The sequence below is a fragment of the Gemmatimonadaceae bacterium genome (assembly GCA_035533755.1).
Lineage (GTDB): Bacteria > Gemmatimonadota > Gemmatimonadetes > Gemmatimonadales > Gemmatimonadaceae > JAGWRI01.
Window position 1 is genome coordinate 12,937 of record DATLTC010000051.1, and the last position, 23,735, is coordinate 36,671.

Annotated in this window: 14 protein-coding genes; 5 read left to right on the forward strand and 9 right to left on the reverse strand. The window is 70.5% G+C overall.

Features of this window, described 5'->3' with window-relative positions; all coding sequences use genetic code 11:
- Positions 1 to 35 precede the first annotated feature (35 nt).
- The 4 genes from VNE60_07110 to VNE60_07125 form a co-directional block, all read right to left on the reverse strand.
- Complete coding sequence (locus VNE60_07110; protein ID HVB31274.1) at positions 36 to 2,099, reverse strand: ATPase, T2SS/T4P/T4SS family; 2,064 nt, start codon at positions 2,097 to 2,099, stop codon at positions 36 to 38.
- Positions 2,100 to 2,260: 161 nt separating this feature from the next.
- Complete coding sequence (locus VNE60_07115) at positions 2,261 to 3,499, reverse strand: hypothetical protein (protein HVB31275.1); 1,239 nt, start codon at positions 3,497 to 3,499, stop codon at positions 2,261 to 2,263.
- Complete coding sequence (locus VNE60_07120; GenBank protein HVB31276.1) at positions 3,492 to 5,714, reverse strand: response regulator; 2,223 nt, start codon at positions 5,712 to 5,714, stop codon at positions 3,492 to 3,494. Before VNE60_07120 ends, VNE60_07115 begins: the two co-directional genes overlap by 8 nt.
- A 138-nt stretch (positions 5,715 to 5,852) precedes the next feature.
- Positions 5,853 to 7,685, reverse strand: coding sequence for a protein kinase (locus tag VNE60_07125; protein ID HVB31277.1), 1,833 nt, complete (start codon positions 7,683 to 7,685; stop codon positions 5,853 to 5,855).
- Positions 7,686 to 7,915: 230 nt separating this feature from the next.
- Between VNE60_07125 and VNE60_07130 the strand changes: the two genes are divergently transcribed.
- On the forward strand, positions 7,916 to 8,812 hold the full coding sequence (locus VNE60_07130; protein ID HVB31278.1) for a hypothetical protein: 897 nt from the start codon (positions 7,916 to 7,918) through the stop codon (positions 8,810 to 8,812).
- Positions 8,809 to 10,731: a hypothetical protein gene (locus VNE60_07135; protein HVB31279.1), complete on the forward strand. Its 1,923-nt coding sequence runs from the start codon at positions 8,809 to 8,811 to the stop codon at positions 10,729 to 10,731. Before VNE60_07130 ends, VNE60_07135 begins: the two co-directional genes overlap by 4 nt.
- A 6-nt stretch (positions 10,732 to 10,737) precedes the next feature.
- Here VNE60_07135 and VNE60_07140 read toward each other — a convergent pair whose 3' ends face one another.
- A complete protein-coding gene (locus tag VNE60_07140; protein HVB31280.1) occupies positions 10,738 to 13,044 on the reverse strand; it encodes a PAS domain S-box protein in 2,307 nt (768 codons plus the stop codon).
- 390 nt (positions 13,045 to 13,434) lie between these two features.
- Here VNE60_07140 and VNE60_07145 point away from each other — a divergent pair, with 390 nt between their 5' ends.
- The gene (locus VNE60_07145) at positions 13,435 to 13,926 is read left to right on the forward strand and encodes a MarR family winged helix-turn-helix transcriptional regulator (GenBank protein HVB31281.1); all 492 of its coding nucleotides are present in this window, start codon (positions 13,435 to 13,437) and stop codon (positions 13,924 to 13,926) included.
- A 15-nt stretch (positions 13,927 to 13,941) separates the two neighbouring features.
- Here VNE60_07145 and VNE60_07150 read toward each other — a convergent pair whose 3' ends face one another.
- The gene (locus VNE60_07150) at positions 13,942 to 15,309 is read right to left on the reverse strand and encodes an ATP-binding protein (protein HVB31282.1); all 1,368 of its coding nucleotides are present in this window, start codon (positions 15,307 to 15,309) and stop codon (positions 13,942 to 13,944) included.
- Positions 15,310 to 15,343: 34 nt separating this feature from the next.
- Positions 15,344 to 16,078, reverse strand: a complete 735-nt coding sequence (locus VNE60_07155) for a response regulator transcription factor (GenBank protein HVB31283.1) — start codon at positions 16,076 to 16,078, stop codon at positions 15,344 to 15,346.
- A gap of 242 nt (positions 16,079 to 16,320) precedes the next feature.
- On the opposite strand from VNE60_07155, the gene VNE60_07160 reads away from it, so the two are divergent.
- On the forward strand, positions 16,321 to 19,413 hold the full coding sequence (locus VNE60_07160) for a hypothetical protein (protein ID HVB31284.1): 3,093 nt from the start codon (positions 16,321 to 16,323) through the stop codon (positions 19,411 to 19,413).
- Positions 19,414 to 19,462: 49 nt separating this feature from the next.
- Here the strand turns inward: VNE60_07160 and VNE60_07165 are convergent, their stop codons facing one another.
- Positions 19,463 to 19,846, reverse strand: coding sequence for a hypothetical protein (locus tag VNE60_07165; GenBank protein ID HVB31285.1), 384 nt, complete (start codon positions 19,844 to 19,846; stop codon positions 19,463 to 19,465).
- Positions 19,847 to 19,875: 29 nt separating this feature from the next.
- Positions 19,876 to 23,064, reverse strand: a complete 3,189-nt coding sequence (locus tag VNE60_07170; GenBank protein HVB31286.1) for a protein kinase — start codon at positions 23,062 to 23,064, stop codon at positions 19,876 to 19,878.
- A 251-nt stretch (positions 23,065 to 23,315) separates the two neighbouring features.
- Between VNE60_07170 and VNE60_07175 the strand changes: the two genes are divergently transcribed.
- On the forward strand, positions 23,316 to 23,729 hold the full coding sequence (locus VNE60_07175) for a DUF302 domain-containing protein (protein ID HVB31287.1): 414 nt from the start codon (positions 23,316 to 23,318) through the stop codon (positions 23,727 to 23,729).
- Positions 23,730 to 23,735 lie beyond the last annotated feature (6 nt).

The window sequence follows — 23,735 nt, forward strand, 5'->3', positions numbered from 1 at the left end:
GAAGGTACGGCGCCGCCGCGCGCGCCGTGAGCCGGTCAGTGAACGGTGCGGCGCACCGCGTTCTGCACGGCGCCGGCAAACCGCGTCCAGTCCACCGCGCCACCGGGCGACGCCGGCGCGTCGGAGTGTCCATTGGTGGGGCCGCCCAACGGCGCGTCGGCCACCGCGTCGATGGGCGGGTCGCCCGCGCCGCTGCCGGCCGTGAGCAGATCCTGCCGCACCGGCGAGGCGAGCATGGGGAGCGAGGCCTCGGTGACCACGAACGAGAACTGCAGCCCGTCGTGCATGAACTGCGCCGCAGTCTCGGCGTCCATCGCTTCGGTCACGCGGAAGCCGCCCCCCTCGAGCAGGGCCCGCGCCATGCGGCGCCATGCGGGATCGGGATTGACGATCAGGATGCCCGGCGGGCCGGTGCGGTCCGGGGTGTCTTCGAGCTGATCGCCCAGCACGCGCTCGATCTCCTGCAGCGTGGTCTCGCCGCGCCGGACGCGCGCCACGGCCACGTCGCGGAGCGGCGCCATGCCGGCGGCGATCGCGGCGTGCTGCAACTGCGCCGCCGTGGCGCCGGTGGCGATCAGGTCGGCGATGCTCGGCGTGACGATGGCCACTTCGATCAGCGGGAGCCGCCCGCGATAGCCGGTGTTGCCGCAGCGCTTGCACCCGGCGGCGCGCGACAGCGGGAGCACGCCGAACTGCGCCGACAACCGCTCCTCCTCCTCGGTGAGCGAGCCGAGCAGCGGCTGCGCGCAGTCGGGGCAGACGCGGCGCACGAGGCGCTGCGCCAGACAGCCGCGCAGACAGGTGGCGATGGTCTGCCGGTCGAGGCCGAGATCGGCGAGGCGGGTGACGGCGCTCATCGCGTCGTTGGTGTGCAGCGTGGCCAGCACGAGATGGCCCGTGAGCGCCGCCTGCGCCGCCACTTCGGCGGTTTCCAGATCGCGGATCTCGCCCACGAAGATGACGTCCGGATCCTGGCGCAGGATGGCCCGCAGCGAACTGGCGAAGGTCACGCCGCGCTTGGTCTCCACCTGGATCTGCGTGATGCCCGGCAGCTCGTACTCGATCGGATCCTCGACCGTCATGATGTTCACATGACCGGTGGCGATCTCCTTGATCGCCGAGTAGAGCGTGGTGGTCTTGCCCGACCCCGTTGGGCCGGTGACAATCACGATGCCGTCGCGGCAGGCGAGCAGCTGGCGCATGCGGGCCAACTCGCGCGGCGTGATCCCCACCTCTTCCAGGCGACGCGCGTTCTCCGGGCGCAGCACGCGGATCACCGCCTTCTCGGCGTCGCGCGTGGGCACTGTGGAGATGCGCAGATCGTAGTTGCGGCCTTCGATCGCCACCTTGGCGCGTCCGTCCTGCGCCACGATGCGGTTGGCGATGTCCATGCGGCCGAGCACCTTGATGCGCGACACGACGCGGTTGAGCGCCGCCATCGGCAGGTGCATGTGCTGCCGCATCACGCCGTCGATGCGGAACCGCACCGTGCCGCCCTTGGGCCCGGGCTCGATGTGCACGTCGCTCACGCCGTGCATCACGGCGTCGCGCAGGATCAGGTTGGTGAGTTTGACGACCGGCCCGGTCTCGACCTCGGTGAGATCCACCGCTTCCGGCTCCAGGTCGTCCACCACCCGCACCGCGTCGGCGATCTGCGAGTCCACGGTGGTGAGCAGGTTCTCCACCATGCGATCGGCGGAGTAGCCGGAGAGCAGCGCATCCTCGATGATGTTGGGCGGCGCCAACTCGAACACGGGACGGCGTCCCGACGCGAAGCCGATGGCGTGCTCGACTTCGATGTCGGTGGGGTCGGCCGTGGCCACGTAGATGTGGCGGTCGTCTTCGCGCAGCGGGAAGACATGATAGCGGCGCGCGAGCCGCTCGGGCAGCAGCGCCAGCGCACGAGGGTCGGTGCGCTCGAATTCGGCCACGCGCAACCCGAACTGCGAGGCCACGCGGCCGGCGAGGTCGAGCGGGGCCAAGCCGAGCGTGCGCGATGCGATGTCCCACGCCTCGATGTTGCCGACGTCGCCGGGAATCGAGAGCGAGGACGCTCCTGCCAGACCTGCACGCGCAACCGCGCCTTCGAGCCAATGCATTCGAGATCAATTCTCCGTGCGCGGATCCGGCTTCGGATCCGCCCGAACAGTCAGCCAGCCGGCTCGTGCTTACCGTAGGTCCTCGTGCAATCTGTCAGTCCATGGATGGGTCACGCAACGGGGAAGCTACCGTGACCCACGTCACTGACGGATAACACCATTCAAGGCAACGCGATAGCCACCTTGAGGGCTTGCGACGTGGCGCCGATCCTTTGCCCGTACCCCAGCTGGCCCGATTGGGCCAGCCCCCAACAGTAGATGTTGGTGTCGCGGGTAACGCCGCACACGTGGTTGCCGAGCCCCGTGCTGATGCTCTTGAACGGCCGCCAGCCCGGCACCCGCACGGGCACCAGGCTGCACGGCAGCCGCTGCAGGCCGCATCGCGCCCCGAGCGCGGCCGACGAGACGCCGAGTTGGCCGAAGCTGTCGTTGCCCCAGCAGTACGCGGCGCCGTCCGTCGTGACGCCACACGTCTGGATGATGCCCGCCGACAGCTGCGTGAACTGCAATCCGCCGGCCACCGCAGTGGGCGTGGTGGCGCCGTCGGTGGTGCCGTTGCCCATCTCGCCGAACGGATTCGCTTCCCAGCAGTAGGCGGTGGTCCCCGAAACGCCGCAGGTGGTGAGCGGCCCCACGCTCAAGCCGGTGAGCGAGGGCGCCGCAGGCACGGGTTGGGGCAGCGGCTGCGCGCGCGTGTACTCGAGCCCGCCCTGCCGGTACTCCCAGATGGCCCCCCAGCAGTACACGACGTTGGCCACACTCCGCGCGCAGGTGCGGCCCTGCCCCGTCGAGATCTCGACGAATCGCAGCGCCGTGGCCACCGGCGCCGGCATGGCGCGCGCCACAGTGTCGCCCGTGCCCAACTCGCCGCGCTCGTTGGAGCCCCAGCAGTACGCGGTGCCGTCGGTGGCCACGGCGCAGGTGTGCGAGAACCCCGCGGCGATGGAGGCGAAGCGCAGGCCGCCGCTCACCGGCTCGGGAATCGCCGCGCGCGAGGCCGCCATGCCGAGCGCGCCGGCGGCGTTGCTCCCCCAGCAGTATGCGGTGAAATCGGTGCTCACGGCGCAGGTGTGCTCGCCGCCGGCGCTGATCGAGCGGAAGCGAAGCGTGGTGGCCACCGGCTCCGCGGCCAGCGAACAGGCGCCGGACGCGGTGGTGTCGCACAACGCGGTGGCGGGATGGCCCAACTGCCCGTGGGCGTCGCTCCCCCAGCAGAACGCCACGCCGGCGGTGCTGAGGGCGCAGGTGTGGTCCAGCCCCGCGCTCACCGAGGCGAATCCGGCGGCGCCCTGTTCGTCGAGCGTGGGCACCGTGGGCAGCCCGCTGGTGTCGCTGCTGCCGCACGCCCAGACCGCGGCGAGCAAGGCGACGGCGGCCACGCTCCGGCGCGCGTCAGGCACCGCGCGACCGGATCTGGCGCAGGGCGCCGCGGAGCACACGAGCCAGATCGGCGCCCAGCGCCGCGCCCTTGGCGAGCACCGTGATCGTGTCGCGCTGCAGGGCGCGGTGCTCCTCGTCGGTGAGCGACTTGGCGGTGATCACCACCACCGGCGTGTCGCGGAACTGCTCGGTGCGCCGGATGCGCTTGAGAAACTCCAGCCCATCCATGCCGGGGAGCATGATGTCGAGCAGGATCAGGTCGGCGGGGAAGCTCTGGAGCCGGGCCAGCGCATCCACCGCCGTGGCCACCGATGCCACTTCGAGTCCGGGGAACCCGGCCAGGTGCGCTTCGAGCACGTGCCGGGTGTCTTCGGAATCCTCCACGATGAGCACGCGGGCCGGGCTGAGGTTGAGCGCGCGCTCGATGGCGTCGCCGAGCGCGTCGCGGGCGATCGGCTTGTCGAGTACGTCGGCGGCGCCGGCCAGGCGCCCGAGATATTCCGACGCCACCACGCTGACCACGATCACCGGGGTCCGGGCGATGGACGGGTGCGCCTTGAGGCGTTGCAGCGTCTCGAAACCGTCCATCTCGGGCATGAGCAGATCGAGGACGACGAGATCGGGCCGGCGGTCGAGCGCCGCGGAGATGCCCGCCTCACCGGAGGCGGCGGTGAGGACGCGGCATCCCGATTCCTCGAGGAGCTGCGAGAGCAGGAGGCGCGAATCCTCGCTGTCGTCGATGAGGAGGACGAGCGGCTGGTCGGCGCCCGCGGCCGGCGTGATGCGGCGAGCCGCCGACGGGGTGGGTCGAGCGCCGGCCGGGCCGGGCCCGGGCGGCTCGTAGCGTTCGATGATCGGCGCCCGCGGGTCGATCACGATGCTGAACGTGGCGCCGACGTCTCGCTCGCTGACCACGCGCAGCCCGTAGCCCAACCGCTCGGCCATGGATCTGGCGATGGCGAGGCCGAGCCCGGTGCCGCCGAAGCGGCGCTGGATGGAGCTGTCGCCCTGCTCGAATGCCTGGAAGATCCGCTCCAGCCTGTCGGGCGCGATCCCCACGCCGGTATCGATCACGTCGATGCGCAGCAGGGCGCCGGTGGGCGCGTCGGCCACCACGCGCACCACGACACGTCCGTCGCTCGCGAACTTGGCGGCGTTGGAGATGAGGTTGAGCAGCACCTGGCGCAGCTTGTCGAGGTCGGTGCGCAGCGGCGCCACGGCGGCCGGCGCCTCGATGTCGATGGGCGGCGTCTCGGGCCCGCGCCCGGCGAACTGCGCGACCGTCTCGCGCACCAGCCGCAGCGGGTCGACGTTCTCGAGCACCACGTCCATGCGTCCCGATTCCACCTTGGACAGGTCGAGGATGTCGTTGATGATATCGAGCAGGTGCGTGCCGTTGGCGCGGATGCGCTCGACGTACGACCTCGACTGGCCATCGAGCGCGCCGGCGCCGGGCTTGAGCAGCACGTTCGAGAAGCCGATCACGGAATTGAGGGGCGTACGCAACTCGTGGCTCATGCGCGCCAGGAATTCGCTCTTGGCGCTGCTCGCGGCGTGGGCCTGGTCGAGCGCCGCGACACGTTCGGCGTCCAGCCGCTCGCGTTCGCGCACGTCGCGGCCGATCGTGAGCACGGCGAGCGCGGCGACCACGCAGGCGACCAGGAAGCCGAACAGCACGATCGTCGTCGCCATCTGCTGCTCGGCGCGTTCGTCCTCGAGGCGCTGGTCGAGCAGGGCGCGCTCGGCGCGCGTCATGCGGGCGATCTGCCGGCGGATGGAGCGCGACATGGCTGCGCCCACGCCCGAAGCGACCGTGTCGCGGGCCGCGGACGCGCGGCCGGCATCGTACAACGCCAGCACGTGATCGGTGAACGCCATCTTGTGGCGCACCGAGTCGGCGAGGATGCGCGCGCGGGCCGACTGGGCAGGATCGTCGGGCTCGAGGCGGGCGAGGCTCGACAGATCGCCGTCCACGCGATGGGCGGCGTCCTTGTGCGGGCCGCGGAACTCGCTCCGCCCGGTGAGCAGCAGCCCCCGCACCGCCGACTCGGCGTCGAGCACGTCGGCCTCGACCTGGCCCAGCGTCTGGATGGCGTCGTAGGTCATCCGCACGCGCGCCGAGGCGACGGTGGACGCCCGGAGTCCACGGTACGATTCCGCCCCGATGATGGCGAGGATGAGAAGCGCCGCGCTGAACCCGAGCAGGGCCTTGCGTGGAACGGAGAGCGAGATCACGTGGCCAATATATCTTTCGGGATGCCAGAGCGCCCGAAGCCGTCCGGCCTCAAGCCGTATCTCATCTTTGGGATCGTCGCTGCGACGATCGAGATGGCGGTCGTGCTCTGGCTGCTGTTCCGCTGAGCGGTCGGGCGCTCATCCGCCGCCCGGGGGCGTCTTGCGGCCGCCGCGCCCGCCGCGCCCGCCCCGGGCAAACCGCTGCTCCAGGTTGGCGCACCGCTGGAGCGCGCCGGCCTGCGTGCCGGCCGCCGAGAAGCAGGCGCTGACGGCCCGGCTCGCCGCCATGCGCAGCTCCTGACCCACTGCCGGCGGCATGTTCGCGCCCGGCATCAGATCGCGCAGCATCTTGATCTCGCCCTGCGCGTCGCGCATTTCGTTGCCCGCCTGGCCCGGCTTGTTCGCGGCCACGAACCGTCCGGCGCGCTCGAAGTGCCCGCGAATCTCGTTCACGGCCGCGTTCACTCCCTGGCGGCCGGAAGAGTCCGGCGTGGCCACCGAATCACCGTTGGCGCGGAGCCACGGATGTCGCGTGCGCACGGTAACCGGAGCGGCGGCAGCCGTGGGCGCGGCGGCCGTGTCGGTCAGCGCGGGCGCGGCGGGCGGCTGCGAGGGCGGCGCGGCGTCCTTGTGCGTTGCCGCGCGGAGCGGCACGGGTGCGGGTGACGGCGCGGTGGTATCACGCGCCACGGGCGCGGAGGCGGCGGCCGTCGTGTCGGGAGCGGCCGCGGTCGTGTCGCGCGTGGAATCGCGGTCCGCCGGCACGCTGGACGCCGCGGCGGGCCGGGGATTCCGGTGCACCAGGGCAAAGGCGGCGACGGCGACCAACAGCAGCGCGCCGGCCGCGGCCCACGCGCGTGCCCCGCGCTTGGGCGTGGCAGGAGGCGGAAGCGGGCGGGTGCGGCCGGGACCAGCCGCGGACTTTGGCCGGTTCACCGCGGTGGCGGCGAGGGCCGGCCGGCTGGGGGCGGACACCCGGACGGTGCGATCGGGATCGATCGCGGGCGCCGACGCCGCGGCGTCGATCACTTCGCGCCCGAGGTCGGCCACGCTGGCGTATCGGTGTTCGGGTTCCGGAGCGAGCGCGCGATCGAGCACCGCCTGCAGCGGCGCCGGCCAATCGATGTCGGGGCGCACCTCGGCGAGGCTGGCCGGCCGCGACGTGAGGCGCCGCACCAGCGTTTCCTTGGAGGTGAGCCTGGGATAGGGCAGCGCGCCGGTGAGCATATTGAAGAGCACGAGCCCCAGCGAGTAGATGTCGGTGCGGTGGTCGAGCCTCTCGCCCGCGAGCTGTTCGGGACTCATGTACTCCGGCGTGCCCAGCGAGACGCCGGCCGTGGTGACCGTCTGGCCGCCGGAGGGCCCCTGCGAGCCCATCGACTTGGCGATGCCGAAGTCCACGACCTTCACCCAGTCGCTCCCGTCGAGTTGGCGGGAGAGCATGATGTTGTCGGGCTTGAGGTCGCGGTGGATGATGCCCAGGTGGTGCGCGGCGTGCAGCGCGTCGGCCGCGCCCTTGGTGATGGCCGCCGCGCGGGCCGCCGGCAGCGGACCGCCACGATTGATCAGGGCGTGCAGTGTCTCGCCCTCGACGTATTCCATGGCCAGATACAGCAACCCGTCGGGCGTCTCGCCGAAATCATAGATGGCGGCCACGTTCGGGTGGTTGATGCGGCTGGCGTTGGACGCCTCGCGGTTGAAGCGCGTGATGGCGTCGGCGGTGGTGGCGAGCGCGGGGCTCATCACCTTGAGCGCGCTCTTGCGTCCCATGCGGACGTGCTCGGCCAGATACACGCGGCCCATGCCGCCCTCGCCGATCAGGGCCGTGATGTGATAGCGGTCGGCGATGACCTGGCCGATGAGACGGTCGTCGGTGGATTCCACGCGAAGCGGGCTCCCGTCGTTGGGGCAGAACTTCTGCTCCGACCCGAACTCGGTGCCACACTGGGTGCAGATCTTCTTGGTGCTCATATCCTAAGAGACATGGGGGCGGGGTCCGGCGTCACGACGCGGGCGTGCGGATTGTACCGGACCCCGGGCGCGAGCGCAAACGCGCCAGTCTACCGCGGACCCGGTACCCCGGGTAACATCCGGCGGCCAAGTGTTTTCAGGTCCCGACGCCGGCGCCGCCGCCGCAAGACGGGCGGTGCTGACGGCCGGACCGGCCCGGCGCGACTTGGGCGCCAACATCCGGGGGCACCATGCACCATCGCTGGCTGATCTCTGCCCTGCTGGCGGCGACCGCCGCCGCGGCCGGGGCGCAGGAATATCCGCTCGCCCCGCTCATCGCGCGACTGCCCGGCGGCACGCGCGCGCTGGCCATGGCCAATGCCGACGCGGGCGGGCGCGAGGACGACGTGATCTTCTACAACCCGGCGCAGCTGGCCGTGGCGCGCGGCACGAGCGCGTCGGCCGAGTTCTACACGGGCGCCAATCTGCTGGCCACGCTGTCCACGGCGATGAGCGTGGGCGGCGGCGGGCTGGGCATCGGCGTGCAATCGCTCACCTTCTCCAGCGACGCGGCGCCGTTCGCCAACCCCGACGCGCTGGGCACGTCGTCGCTGCTTCCGGCGTCGGGGCTGCTGCTCACGGCCGGCTACGCCCGGTCGGTGTTCGGCCTGCGCGTGGGAGCGGCGGCCAAGCTGCTGCAACAGGAGATCGGCGCCGCGCGCGACACGCGCGCGGCGCTGGACCTGGGGCTGGCGCGCGACCTGTGGCGCGGCACGGCCGGGCTCAGCGTGCAGAACATCGGGCCGGCGTTCCGCACCGTCACCGGGCGCGTGAGCCAGCCGGAGCGCGCGAATCTGGGATTCTCGTCGGGCCGGTACGAGGCGGGGCCGTTCGACCTCTCGGGCGCGGCCACGGCATCGGTGCTCCGGGGGCGCTCGTTCGTGGCCGGCGCCGGCGGCGAGATGTCGTACAGCTGGCTGGAGGGCTACGCGATCGCCGCGCGCGCGGGCGTACGGCGCGCCGCCGAAGGCGAGGGCCCGTGGACGGCGGGGTTCGGCATCTCCGCCGACCGGTTCTCGCTGGACTACGCGTTCGAGACGCGCGACAACCGGCCCGGCGCGCATCGCATCGGCGTGCGCATTCGATGAGTCGCGCGGCGTGGGTGGGCGCGCTCGCGGCTCTGGGCACGGCCGCGCTGAGCGGATGCACGCAGTCGCTCAAGCTGAGCCCCGACGACTCGCCCACCGTGCTCGCGCACCAGGCGATCACGGCGCCCGATCCGGGGGAACCCGGCCCGTACCGCGTGCGGTATCTGACCTACGGCAGCGGCACCGACAAACGCCGCGCCGCATTCCGCGACTCGGTGGCCTTCCGGACCAAGGCCGTGGACGCGTCGCCGTTCGTGAAGATGTCGCCCGAGCAGGCCCGGGACCGCAAGGACACGTGGGGATTCGACATCAAGCATTCGCCGTTGAACGGCCGCGTGTGGTACCCCGACGGCCCCGGCCCCTTTCCGCTGGTGGTGATCGCGCACGGCAATCACGACCCCACCGACTACTCGGACCCGGGCTACCAGTATCTGGGCGAGCTGCTCGCGTCGCGCGGCTTCATCCTCGTGTCGATCGACGAGAACTACATCAACGGCAGCCTGCGCGGCGAGAACGCCGGGCGCGCCTGGATCATGCTCGAGCACCTCGCGGCGTGGAAGGCATTCACCGACAGCGCGGGCAACCCGTTCTTTCACAAGGTGGACTGGAGCGAGATCGGCATCATGGGCCACTCGCGCGGCGGCGGCGCGGTGAGCCACGCCGTGCAGTTCAACCGGCTGGCGCGCTTCCCGGACGACGCCAACGTGACGTTCGACTTCCATTTCAACATCCGCGCCGTGGTGGCGATCGCGCCGGTGGACGGGCAATACAAGCCCGCGGGGCAGTTCGAGCCCATCGAGAACGTGAACTTCCTGGTGATCCACGGCTCGCACGACGGGGACGTGTCGGAATTCATGGGGCTGCGGCCGTACGAGCGGCTGAGGTTCACCGACGGCCAACCCTGGTTCAAGTCGGCGTGGTACGTGTACCGCGCCAACCATGGCCAGTGGAACACCGTGTGGAACAACCACGACAACGGGCCGCGCAGCGGCAACCGGCTCGACCTGCGGGCGCTGCTCACGCCCGCGGAGCAGCGGCAGTTCGGCAAGGTGGTGATCGGCGGATTCCTGGAGGCCACGCTGCACCACCGTTCCGAGTACCTGCCCATGTTCCGCGATCAGCGCACGATCGGCCACTGGCTGCCCAAGACGATGTACATCACCCGGTTCCAGGAGAGCAGCTTCCACCTGCTCGCCGACTACGACGAGGACGTGGATGTGACCACGGGATCGGTGCCCGGGGTGACGCTCCGCGGCGACAGCCTGGCCACCTGGCACGAAGCGCCGCTTCCCCTGCGATTCAAGAACGACGAGCAGAACACCAACGCGGTGTGGCTGGGATGGAACAACCGCATCGCCGGCGCGGACACCGCGGCCCGCGGCAAACCGGCGTCGTACACGCTCGCGCTGTCCGACTCGCTCGTCGCGGCGCTCCACGTGGGCGACACGTCGTCGGTGATGCTCTCCCTGGCGCCGACGCGCGCGATGCCCAAGCCGCGCACGCCGGCGCGCGACTCCAGCGCGGTGGGCGCCGGCCGCGCCCGCAAGGCCGATCGGGCCAAGCCCCCCGCCGTGCACGACGACTCGGTGCCGATGGACCTCACCGTGGAACTGGTGGACGCCGACGGCCACGTGGCGCGGCTGCCGCTGTCCACGTTCGGGCCCGTGCGGCGTCCGCTCGAGACCCACGTGCTGCGCCGCGCCGACCGCGAGGCGGAGGCGTTCCGCGAGCCGTACGAGCTCGTGCTGCAGACCTATCCGATGCCGATGACCGCATTCATGAAGGCGGCACCGGGCTTCGAACCGGCGCGGCTGCGCGCCATCCGGCTGGTGTTCGACCGCACGCCGTCGGGCACGGTGGTGATGGACGACGTGGGGCTGGCGAACATGAATCCGGCCTTCCTGCCGCCCACGCCCTGAGCGCCGTCAGGCCGCGGGCTCGCGGTGCAGGATCTCGCCCACGCGCTCGACCAGCGCGGCGGCGCTGAACGGCTTCTGCAGGATGGGCGTGTTGGCGTTGTCGAGCGTGCGGCGCAGCGCGTCCTCGTCCATGTAGCCCGACATGATCGCGATCACGGCGGCGGGGCGCTCGGCGGCGAACGCGCGGGCCAACTCGCCGCCGTTCATGCGCGGCATCATGACATCGGTGAGCAGCAGGTCAATCTCCCCCTCGTGGCGCCGCGACACCTCGAGCGCCTCAACACCGTCGCGCGCCGTGAGCACCACGTAGCCCTCGTTGCGCAGGATGCGTTCGGCGAGCACGAGCACTCCCTCGCTGTCCTCGGCGATGAGAATCGTCCCACCGCCGCGCGGCACGACGCGCGAGCGGGGCGCCGACGGCCGCTCGGCCTCCACCTGGGCGTCCACCGTCGGCAGGTGGATGGCAAACGTCGCGCCCTTGCCCGGCGCGCTGTCCACGACGATGAACCCACCGCTCTGGGTCACGATGCCGTAGACCATCGACAGCCCCAGGCCCGTGCCCTTGCCGCGCTCCTTGGTGGTGAAGAACGGTTCGAATAGCCGTTCGCGCACCTCGGGCGTCATGCCGCACCCGGTGTCGACCACGCGCAGCACCGCGTAGCGCCCCGGGGCGTGGCGCGCATCGGGCCCCGGCGCGACGTCCACGTTGGCCGTCTCGATGGCGAGCGATCCGCCGGCCTCGCCCATCGCGTCGCGCGCGTTGAGCGCCAGGTTCAGCAACACCTGCTCCATCTGGCCCGGATCGGCGCGCACCGTGGCCAGGTCGGGCGCGAGTCGCGTGGACACCGTCACCCCGTCGCCGAGCAGGCGCTGAAGAATGCGCGCGAGATCGGTGACGATCGTGTTGAGACTGAGCGATTCGGGACGCATCAACTGCCGGCGGCTGAAGGCGAGCAGCTGGCGAGTGAGGGTCGCGGCGCGGTCGGTGGCTTTGCAGATCTCGAGCACGTCGCCACGGCGCGGATCGTCGGCGCGGATGCTCTGGAAGAGCACGTCGCTGAATCCGCGAATGGCGGTGAGCAGATTGTTGAAGTCGTGCGCCACGCCGCCGGCGAGCTGTCCCACGGCTTCCATCTTCTGCACGTGGCGCAGCTCCTCCTCGAACCGCCGGCGTTCCGTCACGTCGCGCGACACCGTGAGGAATCCGGTGACCTCGCCGGTGGCCTCGTCCACGATCGTCTGGCGGGTGGTCTCGAACCACACCTCCCGCCCGTCGGACCGCCGCATGCGGCAGGTGGTGAGGTCCACGCCGTGATCCTGCAGCAGGCGCTCGTGCGCGGCGCGCACCGCCCGGACGTCGGCCGGATCGCACAACTCCTCGAACAACCGACCCACGAGCTGTTCTGGCTCGTACCCGAGGAGCGCGCGGCACACCGGCGACACGTACACGAACCGCCCGGCACGCGTGAGACGGGCCAGCATGTCCATCGAGTGGTCGGCCAGGAACCGGTGCCGCTCCTCGCTCTCGCGCAGGGCTTCCTCGGCGGCGCGCTGCGCCGTGATGTCGCGCGCCACCGCGAACAGCGCCACCACGCGGTCGTCCTTCACCTCGACCTGCACGTTCTGGCCCACCCACACGTCGCGGCCGTCGGCGCGAAGCGCCGGGAACTCCCAGTAGGTGACCGGGACGCGGTTCCGGATCTGCCCCGTGTACAGATCGATCCCTTCCATGCGATAGTCGGGACGCACGAAATCGAGGTACGAGCGCCCCACGATGCTCCCCTCGCCCATGCCGAGCACGCGCGACGCGACCGGATTGGCGTAGGTGAAGATGCCGCGCGGATCGATGCGATAGATGCCGTCGGTCGCGCTCTCCACGAGCAGCCGGAACCGCTCCTCGCTGGCCCGCAGTGATTCCTCCACGTGCTGGCGGTCGGAGATGTCCCGCGACGTGATGACGATGCCGTCGTCCACGCGCACCACCTGATGGCGCACCCATTCCGCGCGGATGGCGGGCTCCTGCACGCGCACTTCCTCGGCGTACGATTCCCCGGAGGCCACCACCTGCGCGCACCGGTCGATGAATCCGGCGGCGCGCGCCGTGGGCAGGATGTCCGACAGCAGCCGGCCGACCACCGCCTCGCGAGGTCTGCCCAGGAACTCCTCGCCCCGGCGGTTCAACTCCACCAGCCGGAAGTCCACCACCGACCCACCGGCGTCACGCACGGACTCGAGCAGGAAGAAGGCGTCGAGGCTCGCGGCGATCGCGCCGCGGAAGCGGCTCTCGTCGGCGTGAGCGGAGGATGGCGGCACAGGGCGAGGGCGGAAGGCGGGAATCGCGAGGGAACAGGCCGAGCGCGCGTCGGGTGCGCGCTGCGCGAGGCCAGAATTATAGCCTAACCGGCGCGCAGGCAACGGGCCGTTCCGCCGGCTGCGCCGGCCGACCGCCGGACGTTAACCGCATGATTCTGCTGGTTAACAGCGCGGAATTGCGTCCAGGCCGCGCGGTTCCGTGGTGCCCGCGACAGTCTGCCAGGCGATCCGCCCCCAGACGCGGGCCAGCATGGGCCCCAACATAACAACAGGGGCACATGGGACCGCGTATAGTAGACAACGTTTGGCGCCCGAAGGCTGGCGACGCGCCCCCCCGGCGCGTACGCTGACGGCCCAGGGCTTTGCGATCACCCTTCTGCCACTCCCCCCGTGACCACAGAAGAAATCGAACACACCACCACGGCGATGAACGCCATCCGCTCGATCGTGCGAGCGCTGCGCGTGTCATCCCGCATGATCGAAACCAAGATGGGCATCAGCGGCGCGCAGCTGTTCGTGCTGCAGCAGCTGAGCGAGCGGTCGGCCGACTCGCTCAACGACCTGGCCGATCGGACCGCCACGCACCAGAGCTCGGTATCCGTGGTGGTGCGGCGGCTGGTGGACCACGGCTACGTGGCGCGGCACACCGCGTCGGCGGACCGGCGCCGCGTGGAACTGGCGCTCACCGAGAAGGGGCGCGAGTTGCTGGCGGACGCGCCGACCACGGTGCAGGTGAAGCTCCTGCGCGGCGCGCGCGCGTTCACGGCCGCGCAGAAGAAGGAGCTCGCCGCCCTGCTGGGGTCGTGGGTCCGCGCCTCGGGTCTGGAGGACGGGAGTCCGCCGATGATGCTGGAGGATACGACGGGCGGGAACGACGTCTGAGAACCAGACCCCGGTTCAGTCGGGGTCGTACGCGGGCAGCACCAGCGAGAACACGCTGCCACCACCCAGGCGCGGGGCGAACTGCACGGCCCCGCCTTGGGAGTGCGCGAGCCGCTGGGCGATGGAGAGTCCGAGACCGGCGCCGCCGTCGTTGGCCGCCGTGGGCGGCCGATAGAACGGCTCGAAGATCTGGTGCACCTCGCTCGCGGGAACGCCGGGGCCGCGATCCGAGACCGAGAATCTGAGCGTGTCGCCCTCGCGGGTGACGGTCAGGTCGACCGTCGAATCGCTGGGCGCGTAGCGTAGCGCATTCTCCACGAGATTGCCCAGGATGCGCAGCGTGTGCACGAAGTCGAACATGCCGAACAGCGCCGGCTGGGTGAGGTCCACCGTGGTCACGAGCTTGCGCCCGCGGGCCGCCCCGGCGAACTGGCGCGCCACCGCGCCGATCACGTCCTCGGCGGAATTCAGCTCGGGCGTGGTGCGGAACGTGCCGCCCTTGATGCGCGACAGATCGAGCAGATCATTCACGAGGCCCGACAGCCGGTCGGCCTGCTCCTCGATCACCACCGCGTTCTCGTCGCCGCGGAGGGCCGCATCCTGGGCCAGGGCCTTGATCGTGGTGAGGGGCGTTCGCAGATCGTGGCTCACCGTGGCGAGTAGGATGTCCTTCAGGCGGTTCGCTTCGCGGAGGCCTTCGGCGTGGGCCGCCTCGCCTTCCAGACGCATGCGCTCGATGCCCAGCGCCGCGTAGTACGTGAGCGCCTCGAGAAACTGGATCTGCGAGGCGTTGAGCTGGATGTCGGTGGGATGGTGCAGCCGCAGCATCCCCACCGCTTCGCCGTGCGCGGTGAGCGGCAGCGTGAGCGACCGCGCCGATTCGCGCACCGGCCAAGCGCCCGCGTGCGCGACCTCCACTTCGCTGTCGCCCATCACGCGATCGATGGCACACGAATCGACGCGCAACTCGTCGCGGATCACGCGGGCGATGGCCGCCAGCGCCTGCTCGGCGGTGCCGGCGTTGAGGGTTTCCGAGCCCAGGTGCGACAGGCGCGTGACCTCGTCGGCGCGCTGCTCGGCCTCGGCCGCCTGCGTCTGCGCGTACGACAGGAGTTGGGTGGCCGTCATGGACGTGGCGAGGAAGGCGAACAGCTCCACCAACTCCAGCGGCTTGTGGACGGCGACGGTGTCGAACGGTTCCTGGAAGTAGTAGTTGATGAGCACGAAGCTCGCGATCGCCAGGAGAAATCCGAACCGCCGGCCGCCCGCCAGACTCCCCCCGAGCACGACCAGGAGGTACGTGAGCACCACGTGCGCCTGGTCGATGTCGGGACGGAACCGGCTCATCGCGATCGTGACGAGCGCGAGGAGCACCGTCCACATGACCCACCCGCGTGCGGGTGAGCCGCGGAGCGCGCTAGATGTTCGACTCGAAGCGGTACCCGACACCCGGCTCCGTGATGATCAACTGGGGACGCGAGGGATCGATCTCGATCTTTCGCCGCAGATTGGTGATGTGCACGCGCAGGTACTGCTGCGGATTGCCGAACGCCCGTCCCCAGACGGCGTCGAAGATCTGCTGGTGGGTGAGCGTGCGGCCCGACGCGGTGGCCAGCGTGCGCAGGATCTCCCACTCGATGGGCGTGAGGTGGATGGCCCCGGCGCCGGCGCCGCGCGACACGCGGCGGCGCACGAGATCGATGCTCAGGCCGTCCACGGTGATCGTGGCGGTGTGCGACGGCACGGACAGCGACTGGAACCGCCGCAACTGGGCCCGCACGCGCGCCGAGAATTCGAGCGTGCTGAACGGCTTGGTCACGTAGTCGTCGGCGCCGAGGTTGAGCAGGTTCACCTTCTCCTCCTCGCCGTGCCGGGCCGACAGCACGACGATCGGCATCGTGCCCCAGCGGCGGACTTCGCGACACACGTCGGCGCCGGCCATGTCGGGCAGGCCGAGGTCGAGCACGATCAGGTCGGGCATGGATGCCGCCGCCTGGTCGATGCCCTCGCGTCCAGTGGCCACCTCCACCACCTGGTCGGTGAGGTCGCGGAGCGCATTGCGCACGGCGCGGCGGATCTGCACTTCGTCGTCGATGACGAGCAGCTTGGGCTTGTCCGGCGTGTCGGCGGGTGGAACAGTTGGGGTCGTCACAGTCGCGTCCTCGAGTCAGGTACCGTTGGGGAGTCTCTACCCCACAAAGACTCCGGGTTCCGACGCTGCGCCACGCGGGCGCGCGAAGTCGCTGTTTCAAGGTACTGCCAACAGGCCCCTCCGCGGGAGAGTGCGGCCAAATTGGCGGGATTCGGCGGTTGCCGCGTTGCGCGGTTGCGGGGCTGCCGCTCCGGCGTTCAGTTCATGGGCCACCCCCGCACCGCCCACCGGAGAGATTGGACATGATCAGAGCCGCGTCCGCCGCCTCACTGCTGCTGGCCCTTGGATCGCCGCCGCGCGGCCCGCGGCAACATGCGCACGTGCCCACGCCGGTGGTTCCGGCAACCGCCTATCAGGCGTTGCGATGGCGGTTCGTGGGGCCGTTCCGCGCCGGCTGGGCCACCGTGGCCGAGGGGATTCCGAGCCAGCCGAACACGTTCTACTTCGGCGCGGCGGGCGGCGGGGTGTGGAAGACCACCGACGCGGGCCGCACGTGGCACGGCCTGCTGCAGCACGAGGGCGCGTCGAGCGTGGGCGCGCTGGCCATCGCACCGTCCGACGCGAAGATCATCTACGCGGGCACCGGTGAGGTGGCGGCGCGCTACGACGCGGCCGCCGGCAACGGCATGTACCGCTCGGACGACGGCGGCGCCACGTGGAGGCACCTGGGACTCGACGCCACGCACCATATCGGCCGGATCCTCGTGGATCCGCGCAACCCAGATCGTGTGCTCGTGGGGGCGCTGGGACATATGTTTGGCCCCAACCCCGAACGTGGTGTGTATCTCACCACCGACGGCGGCAGGAGTTGGCAGCAGGTGCTGCACGTGGATGACGCCACCGGCGCCGTGGACCTGGCGTGGGATCCGGAGCACCCCGCCGTGGTGTACGCGGCCATGTGGCAGATGCGCATGCATCCGTGGATGGACTACTTCATGCCGCAGTCCGGCCCGGGTTCCGGCATCTACAAGAGCGTGGACGGCGGCGTGCACTGGGCACGCCTCACCAACGGGCTGCCGTCGGCGAACGTGGGCCGCATCGGGCTGGCGGTGGCCCGCGGCAGCGATGGATCCATCGTCTACGCCTCGGTCGCCGTGGATGGGCCGGCGACCGCCGCGCCGGGTGCGGACGCGAGCGGGCTGTATCGCAGCGACGACGCCGGCGAAAGCTGGCGTCTGGTGAACGGCAGCGGCGCGCTGGCCAGCAGCTATTTCGGACGGGTCACCGTGGCGCCGAACGACCACAACACCGTATACGTGATGGGGCAGTCCATTCGCCGGTCCACCGACGGGGGCAAGACGTTCGGCTTCTTCAAGGGCGCGCCCGGCGGCGACGACTACCACTTCCTGTGGATCGATCCCAGTGATCCGTCGCACATGATCTCGGGGGCGGACCAGGGCGCGGCGGTCACGGTGAACGGCGGCGCGAGCTGGTCGAGCTGGTACAATCAGCCCACGGGGCAGTTCTATCATGTGGCCGCGGACGACCGCTTCCCATATCGCGTCTACAGCGGGCAGCAGGACAACGGCTCGGCGGAACTGTGGAGCCGCGGTCCCTACGGCGTGGTGGACGAGCGCGACTGGCACCCCGTGGGCGGCGACGAGCGCGACTACATGGTACCCAAGCCCGGCGCCCCGGACACGGTGTTCGGCACCGGCCTCGGCGGCCACGTGTCGCGGTTCGACGAGGTCACGCGGCAGTCGGCGGAGGTCTCGCCGTGGCCGGTGTCCACGTACGGCGCGTATGCGCCCGACGTGAAGTACCGGTATACCTGGATCACGCCGCTGGCGTTCTCTCCCCTGCCCCCGCACACGATGTATCTGGGGGCGCAGGTGCTGTTCGCGTCCACCGACGACGGCGACCACTGGCGGGTGGTGAGTCCGGACCTGAGCGCCAAGCGCGCGGGCGCCACGGGGTGCCGCACGCCCGACTTCGCCCAGGCCAGCGCATGCGGCTTCGGCGTGATCTACTCCATCGCCCCGTCGCCGGTCGCGCAGGGGCTGATCTGGGTGGGCACCGACGACGGGCTCATCCACGTGACGCGCGACGGCGGCGCGCACTGGCGCGATGTGACGCCGGCCGCGGTGCCCGCGTGGGCGCGCATCGACAACGTGGAGCCGTCGCCGTTCGACGCGCGCACGGCCTACGCGTCGGTGGACATGCACCGCATGGATCGCGACACGCCGATGATCCTCGAGACCACGGACGGCGGCACCAGTTGGCGCGCGATCACCAGCGGCATTCCGTCCGACGAATTCGTGATGGTGGTGCGCGCCGACCCGGTGAAGCGGGGGCTGCTGTACGCGGGCACCAACCGCGGCGTGTACGTGTCGTTCGACGACGGCGCCGAGTGGCAGCCGCTGTCGCTCAACCTGCCCACCACCTGGTACCGCGACCTGCTGGTGCACGACGGCGACCTGATCGCGGCCACGCAGGGGCGCGGCCTCTGGATTCTGGACGACGTGGAACCGCTGCGCGAAGCGGCGGCCGCCGCGGCCGCGCCAGCGCATCTGTTCGCGCCGCTCGTGGCCACGCGGCTCCGCAACGATGAGAATCGCGACACCCCCTGGCCGCCCGGGACGCCCGTGGCGCAGAATCCGCCCACCGGCGCGGTGCTGGACTACTGGCTCGCCTCGGCGGCCGGCGGGCCGGTGACGCTCACCGTGCGCGACGCCGCCGGCCGCGTGGTGCGCGAGTTCTCGAGCGCCGACCGGCCCGAGCAGTTGCCGTCCTCGCAGTACTTCGAGAATGGATGGCTGCGCCCCGAACCCACGATGTCCGCCGGAGCGGGCATGCACCGGTTCGTGTGGGACCTGCGGTATCCGAGGCCCGAGGCGCTGTCGTATGACTACTCGATTGCCGGCGTGTGGCACGAAGGCACGCCGCTCGAACCGCGCGGACCGTTGGCGCTGCCCGGGCGATATACGGTCACACTTTCCGCCAACGGCACGACGTACACGCAGCCGCTCACGGTGCGCATGGATCCGCGCGTGCACGTGAGCCAGGCGGCGTTGGAGCACCAGTTGGCGCTCGCCCAGTCGGTGGATTCCACGCTCGCGCGCGCGGTGGAAGCACATCGCGCCGTGACGCGGATGCTCCAGGAGCGGAAGGCGGCCCTCACGCCGGCGCAGGTGGACTCGCTCACGGCGCTCGCCGATGCGGGAACGCCCAGCTTCTCGTCGGTGGCCGGGGTGCTCACCAGTCTCGCCACCGCGGTGGTGGCGGCCGACGCGCCGCCCACGCAGGGCGAGGAGGGCGTGCTCCGCGAGTACGCGCGCGAGCTCGACGGACTGCTGGCGCGGTGGACGCGGCTTCGAGAACGGATCAGGCCGTAGCGGCGTCCGATCCCGAGCGAGCGGATGCTCAGGATCGGACGGATGCTGCTCAGCGCGTTCGGGCGCGGATGTCGGCCAGCGGGAGCCGCAGATCGGGGTTCGCCTTGAGGATATCGGCCAGGAGATCGGCCGCCGGCGGATCGTCGAAGACGGTCGGCTCGGCGCCGAAGCGCTTGTTCATGCCCATGTGACGGTCGGGGTCGATGCGCACCTCATGCGGCAGAATGAGATCGGCCTTGCTGTCCATGACGCGCACCACGAAGAACTTCTTGCCCTCCTTCTCCATGTAGCCGAACCGGACGCCGTCCACCTCCTTGGGCCACGGCGGGAGGCTGTGCGACTGGCCGTCGGTGCCGAGGAACGCCGTGGCGCCGGGCTTGAGCAGCGGGAAGTTCGTGTCGAAGGCACCGTGATACATGAGGGCGTGTTTCATTCCGGGTCTCGAGTTGGAGTGGACACTGATTACGGATGCTTCTCGGTATCGCGCAGGTGAGTGAGCCGTTGCTTCACGTCCGCCACCTGCGGCTGGAGGTCGGGATCGGCGTGCTGCCAGAGGTTCACGAACTTCGAATAGTAATTGGCGGCTTCGCCGGGGTTGCCCTGGGCCTCATATAGCTCGCCCAGGCTCTTGTACACGAAGGCGAGGTCGTCGCCGTCGGGGGCCGTAGCGAACTCGTACGGGGTGTCCAGATAGCGGTGAAATTCTGCGATCGCCGAATCGGGCATGTTGGCCTGGTCGAACGCCATGCCGAGCGTGACGGCCACGCACTTCGCGCAGTCGCTGGCCGGCCCGTCGGGAAGCGAATCGGCGGCGCGGAACTCGCGGACGGCGTCGAGCGGGTGCTTCTCGGCCAGCGCGATGTAGCCGAGCGCGGAATGGCGCGCAGGTTGGCTGGCGCGGAGGATGCTCGTGTCCCGTATCTCGGATTGCATCTGCGCGAGTAGCGCCCGCGCCCGGTCGGGGCGGCCGGCCATGGAGTAGATCTGGGACAGCTGGGCGTACGCGGTCGACCGGATTTCTTCGGGAATGGACCGCAGGGGTGTGGCGGCGATCGCCGCATCGAGCGTGCGCACCGCGCGCGCCGGCTGCCCGCGGAACCAGGCGTCGAACATCGCCGACTGCGCCGAATCCAGGAGCACCGGGGCGAACGCGCCGTTGGCGCGGAGCACGGCCACCGACGCTCCGTACTCGCGCATGTATGCGGCGAGCTGTCCGCCGCGCTCGTCGAGGCTGGCGAGATTGGCGAGAATCGTGGCGTGATCGACCGGGCTGGCCCCCGACACCGCCCGCTCGAGGATCGCCCGGGCCGAGTCGGCGTGGCCCTCGTTGTAGAGCACCGAGGCCCGCTCGAATTCCATCTCGGCCTGCGGTCCGAATTGCTTCTCGTAGGCGCGCATGACGGAATCGGCCGCCGTGTACTTACCCTCGTTGACGAGGGCGCCGGCCAGGTTCGTGTAGTTGGACACCCCGTTCGACGGCGCTTTCGCGACGCCCACGGCCAGTACCGACTCCGCGGCCGCGAACTGGCGCCGCGAATTGAACAGGATTCCCAGGTTGTTGGGGGAAATCGCATAATCGCCCAGCGCCATGGCCTGCTGGTATGCCTGGACGGCTTTGCCGCGATCGCGCCCCGGCCCCATCTCGTAATAGCTGGCCACCGTGCTGTACCGCTCGCGGTCGGTGAGGCGATCCCGGAATCGATAGGCCTTGGCCAGCGCCGAATCCACGAGCACCGGCGACATGTTGGCGTCCTTGTACGCCACAGCCAGCCGCCGCCATGCCATGGCGAACGTCGAATCGAGGGCCACCGCCTGTTTGAGCCACTCGCTCGCCTTGGCGTAATCGAGTCGACTGAACGCGAGGTCGCCTTCCGTATACGCCTTGAGCGCCTCGAGCGAACTCGTGGTCACCGCTTCGAGCGGCGGCGAATTCTGCACGGCCTTGAGCGACTCGCCGATCTTGCCGCGCAGGTCGCGGCTGATCTGGCCCACGGTGGGAATCAACTCCGACGGACTGTTGGCGGTGCCCTGGAACGAGGCCAGTTCATTGCCCGACTGCGCCGCGACGATGCGCGCCGTGACGATGAAGCCGGTGCCGAGCGGCGTGATGTCGCCCGTGATCACGGCCTTGGCGCCGTCGCGCTGGGCGATCTGGCGCGCCAGGTTGGCGTCGATGCGGCTGTCGAGCGGCAGCTGCATGCGCTGCAACGCGTCGCGGATCATGCTGGCCGGCATGACGGTGATGGCGCTGGACTGCGCGAGATCCGTGCGCACGGCCTCGGCCACCACGCCGCCCAGGGCGCTGTCGGCCCCGCCCTTGGCACTGAACTCCGCCACGAGCAGCGGCTGGTTGGCGTCGAGCTTGCCGGCGGCGAGCAGCGAGCCCGCCGGCCCGATACCGAACGCGCGCAGCAGCATGAACACGCCGATCAGCAGCACGAAGCCCCCGAGGGCGTACGCGCCCCCGATCGTCGTACGCCGCCAGCTCATGTGGGGGCTGGCCTTCATGGCGATCGTGGCCATCGTGCCCTGCGGCGCGGCGGTGCCACCGGGCGTGTACGTGGGCGTCATCGTGATCAGCCGGCGCGTGGCATGATGCACGTAGCCGGTGAACAGGATCACCGGCAGTCCCAACGACATGACGGCCACCGCCCCGGGGAATACCCAGTCGGGCAGCCCGATCACGATGATGGCCGACTTGGCCACGAGCGCCACGACCACGAACGACACGGCGTAGATGGCGAGGGCGCGCCAGAGCGCGAACCGGCCACCCAGCAGGATGGGCGGCAGGGCAGCGTGCCCGCCGCCGCTCGTGACGGTGTCGAGCACGCGCACCAGCTCGGCGGCGCTCTGCGGGCGGTGGTCGGCGTCCTTGGCCAGGCAGCGCATGACCATGTCGGCCAGTTCGACCGGCGCGTCGGCCCGCAATTCGGCCACCGGTTGCGGCGTCTCGCCCATCTGCGCGGCGAGCAGCTTCTGCGGCGACTTGCCCACGAACGGCGGGCGGCCGGCCAGCAGTTCGTAGGCCATGCATCCGAACGCGTAGAGATCGGCCCGGTGGTCGGTGGCCGGATCGGCCGCGGCCTGTTCCGGCGCCATGTAGGCCGGCGTGCCCAGCGAAGTGCCCACCTGCGTGAGGGTGGCGTTGGGCGCCACGGTGCGCGACGCGCTGATGGCCTTGGCGATACCGAAATCCGTAACCACCGCCGAGCCGCCGGAGAGGAGCACGTTCTCGGGTTTGATGTCGCGGTGGACGATGCCCCGCTCATGCGCGTAGGCCAGCGCCTTGGCCACGTCCCGCAGGATGCCGATGGCGTCGGTCATCGGCAGCGCGCCGCGGGCGAGTTTCACGCGCAGCGACTGTCCCTCGACGAACGGCATCGTGTAATACGGGAGGCCGTTGGTCTCGCCCGCGGCCAGCACGGGCACGATGTGCGGGTGCTGCAGCTTGGCGGCGAGCAGGATCTCGCGCTTGAACCGGTCCACGTTCACGCCCGCGGTGAGTTCCGGGGGCAGCACCTTGACCACCACCTGGCGCTCGAGCGAATTCTCCTGGGCCACGAACACGCGCGACATGCCGCCGCCGCCCAGCTCGCGCTCCAGGGTGTATGCCGTGCCGAGCGTTGTCTGCAACTGATCGCGCAGATCCATGGTGGCGGCGGAGGAGTGCGAGAGAAGGGCGGTCGGGCCGGCGATGGCGCGCGGGGGCACCGCGAGTGGGGCAAAGGTACGGCGCGGGGAGGTCCCGGGCTAGACCAGTCGCCGACGCTCGCGGCCGCCCCGTAGGACATCGCGCGACCAAGTCTCAGGCCTCCCCCGACCCCGGTCGCGGCGGCCCATCGGCTACGTTGTGTGAGTGCGGCGCGCCGAGCGCGCCCGACCCATTCACGAACGGAGCGACCATGGCTCAACAGACCACACCATACGGATTGTCGATCACCGTCCCCCTGGGCTACGACGCGGCGGTGGAACGCGCGCGGGCCGAGCTCGCCAAAGAAGGATTCGGCGTGCTCACGGAGATCGACGTGAAGAAGACGTTGAAGCAGAAGCTCGACGCCGAGTTCCGCCCCTACGTCATCCTGGGGGCATGCAATCCCCCGCTCGCGCAACAGGCGCTCACGGCCGAGCTGGACATCGGGCTGCTGTTGCCGTGCAACGTGGTGGTATATGCAGCAGACACGCCCGGCCACTCCGTGGTCTCGGTCATGGATCCGGTGGCGGCGCTCAGCCTGACGGGCAACAAGGACATCGGGCCCCTTGCCAGCCAGGTGCGCCAGCGGCTGGAGCGCATGCTCGACGCGATGGCCCGCGGGTAGCGTCGC

Bases quoted from the DNA above. Each gene is read 5' to 3' on its own strand.
- VNE60_07110 (HVB31274.1), bottom strand. From the start codon at position 2,099: ATGCATTGGCTCGAAGGCGCGGTTGCGCGTGCAGGTCTGGCAGGAGCG.
- VNE60_07125 (HVB31277.1), bottom strand. From the start codon at position 7,685: ATGAGCACCAAGAAGATCTGCACCCAGTGTGGCACCGAGTTCGGGTCG.
- VNE60_07130 (HVB31278.1), top strand. From the start codon at position 7,916: ATGCACCATCGCTGGCTGATCTCTGCCCTGCTGGCGGCGACCGCCGCC.
- VNE60_07135 (HVB31279.1), top strand. From the start codon at position 8,809: ATGAGTCGCGCGGCGTGGGTGGGCGCGCTCGCGGCTCTGGGCACGGCC.
- VNE60_07150 (HVB31282.1), bottom strand. From the start codon at position 15,309: ATGTGGACGGTGCTCCTCGCGCTCGTCACGATCGCGATGAGCCGGTTC.
- VNE60_07160 (HVB31284.1), top strand. From the start codon at position 16,321: ATGATCAGAGCCGCGTCCGCCGCCTCACTGCTGCTGGCCCTTGGATCG.
- VNE60_07165 (HVB31285.1), bottom strand. From the start codon at position 19,846: ATGAAACACGCCCTCATGTATCACGGTGCCTTCGACACGAACTTCCCG.
- VNE60_07170 (HVB31286.1), bottom strand. From the start codon at position 23,064: ATGGATCTGCGCGATCAGTTGCAGACAACGCTCGGCACGGCATACACC.
- VNE60_07175 (HVB31287.1), top strand. From the start codon at position 23,316: ATGGCTCAACAGACCACACCATACGGATTGTCGATCACCGTCCCCCTG.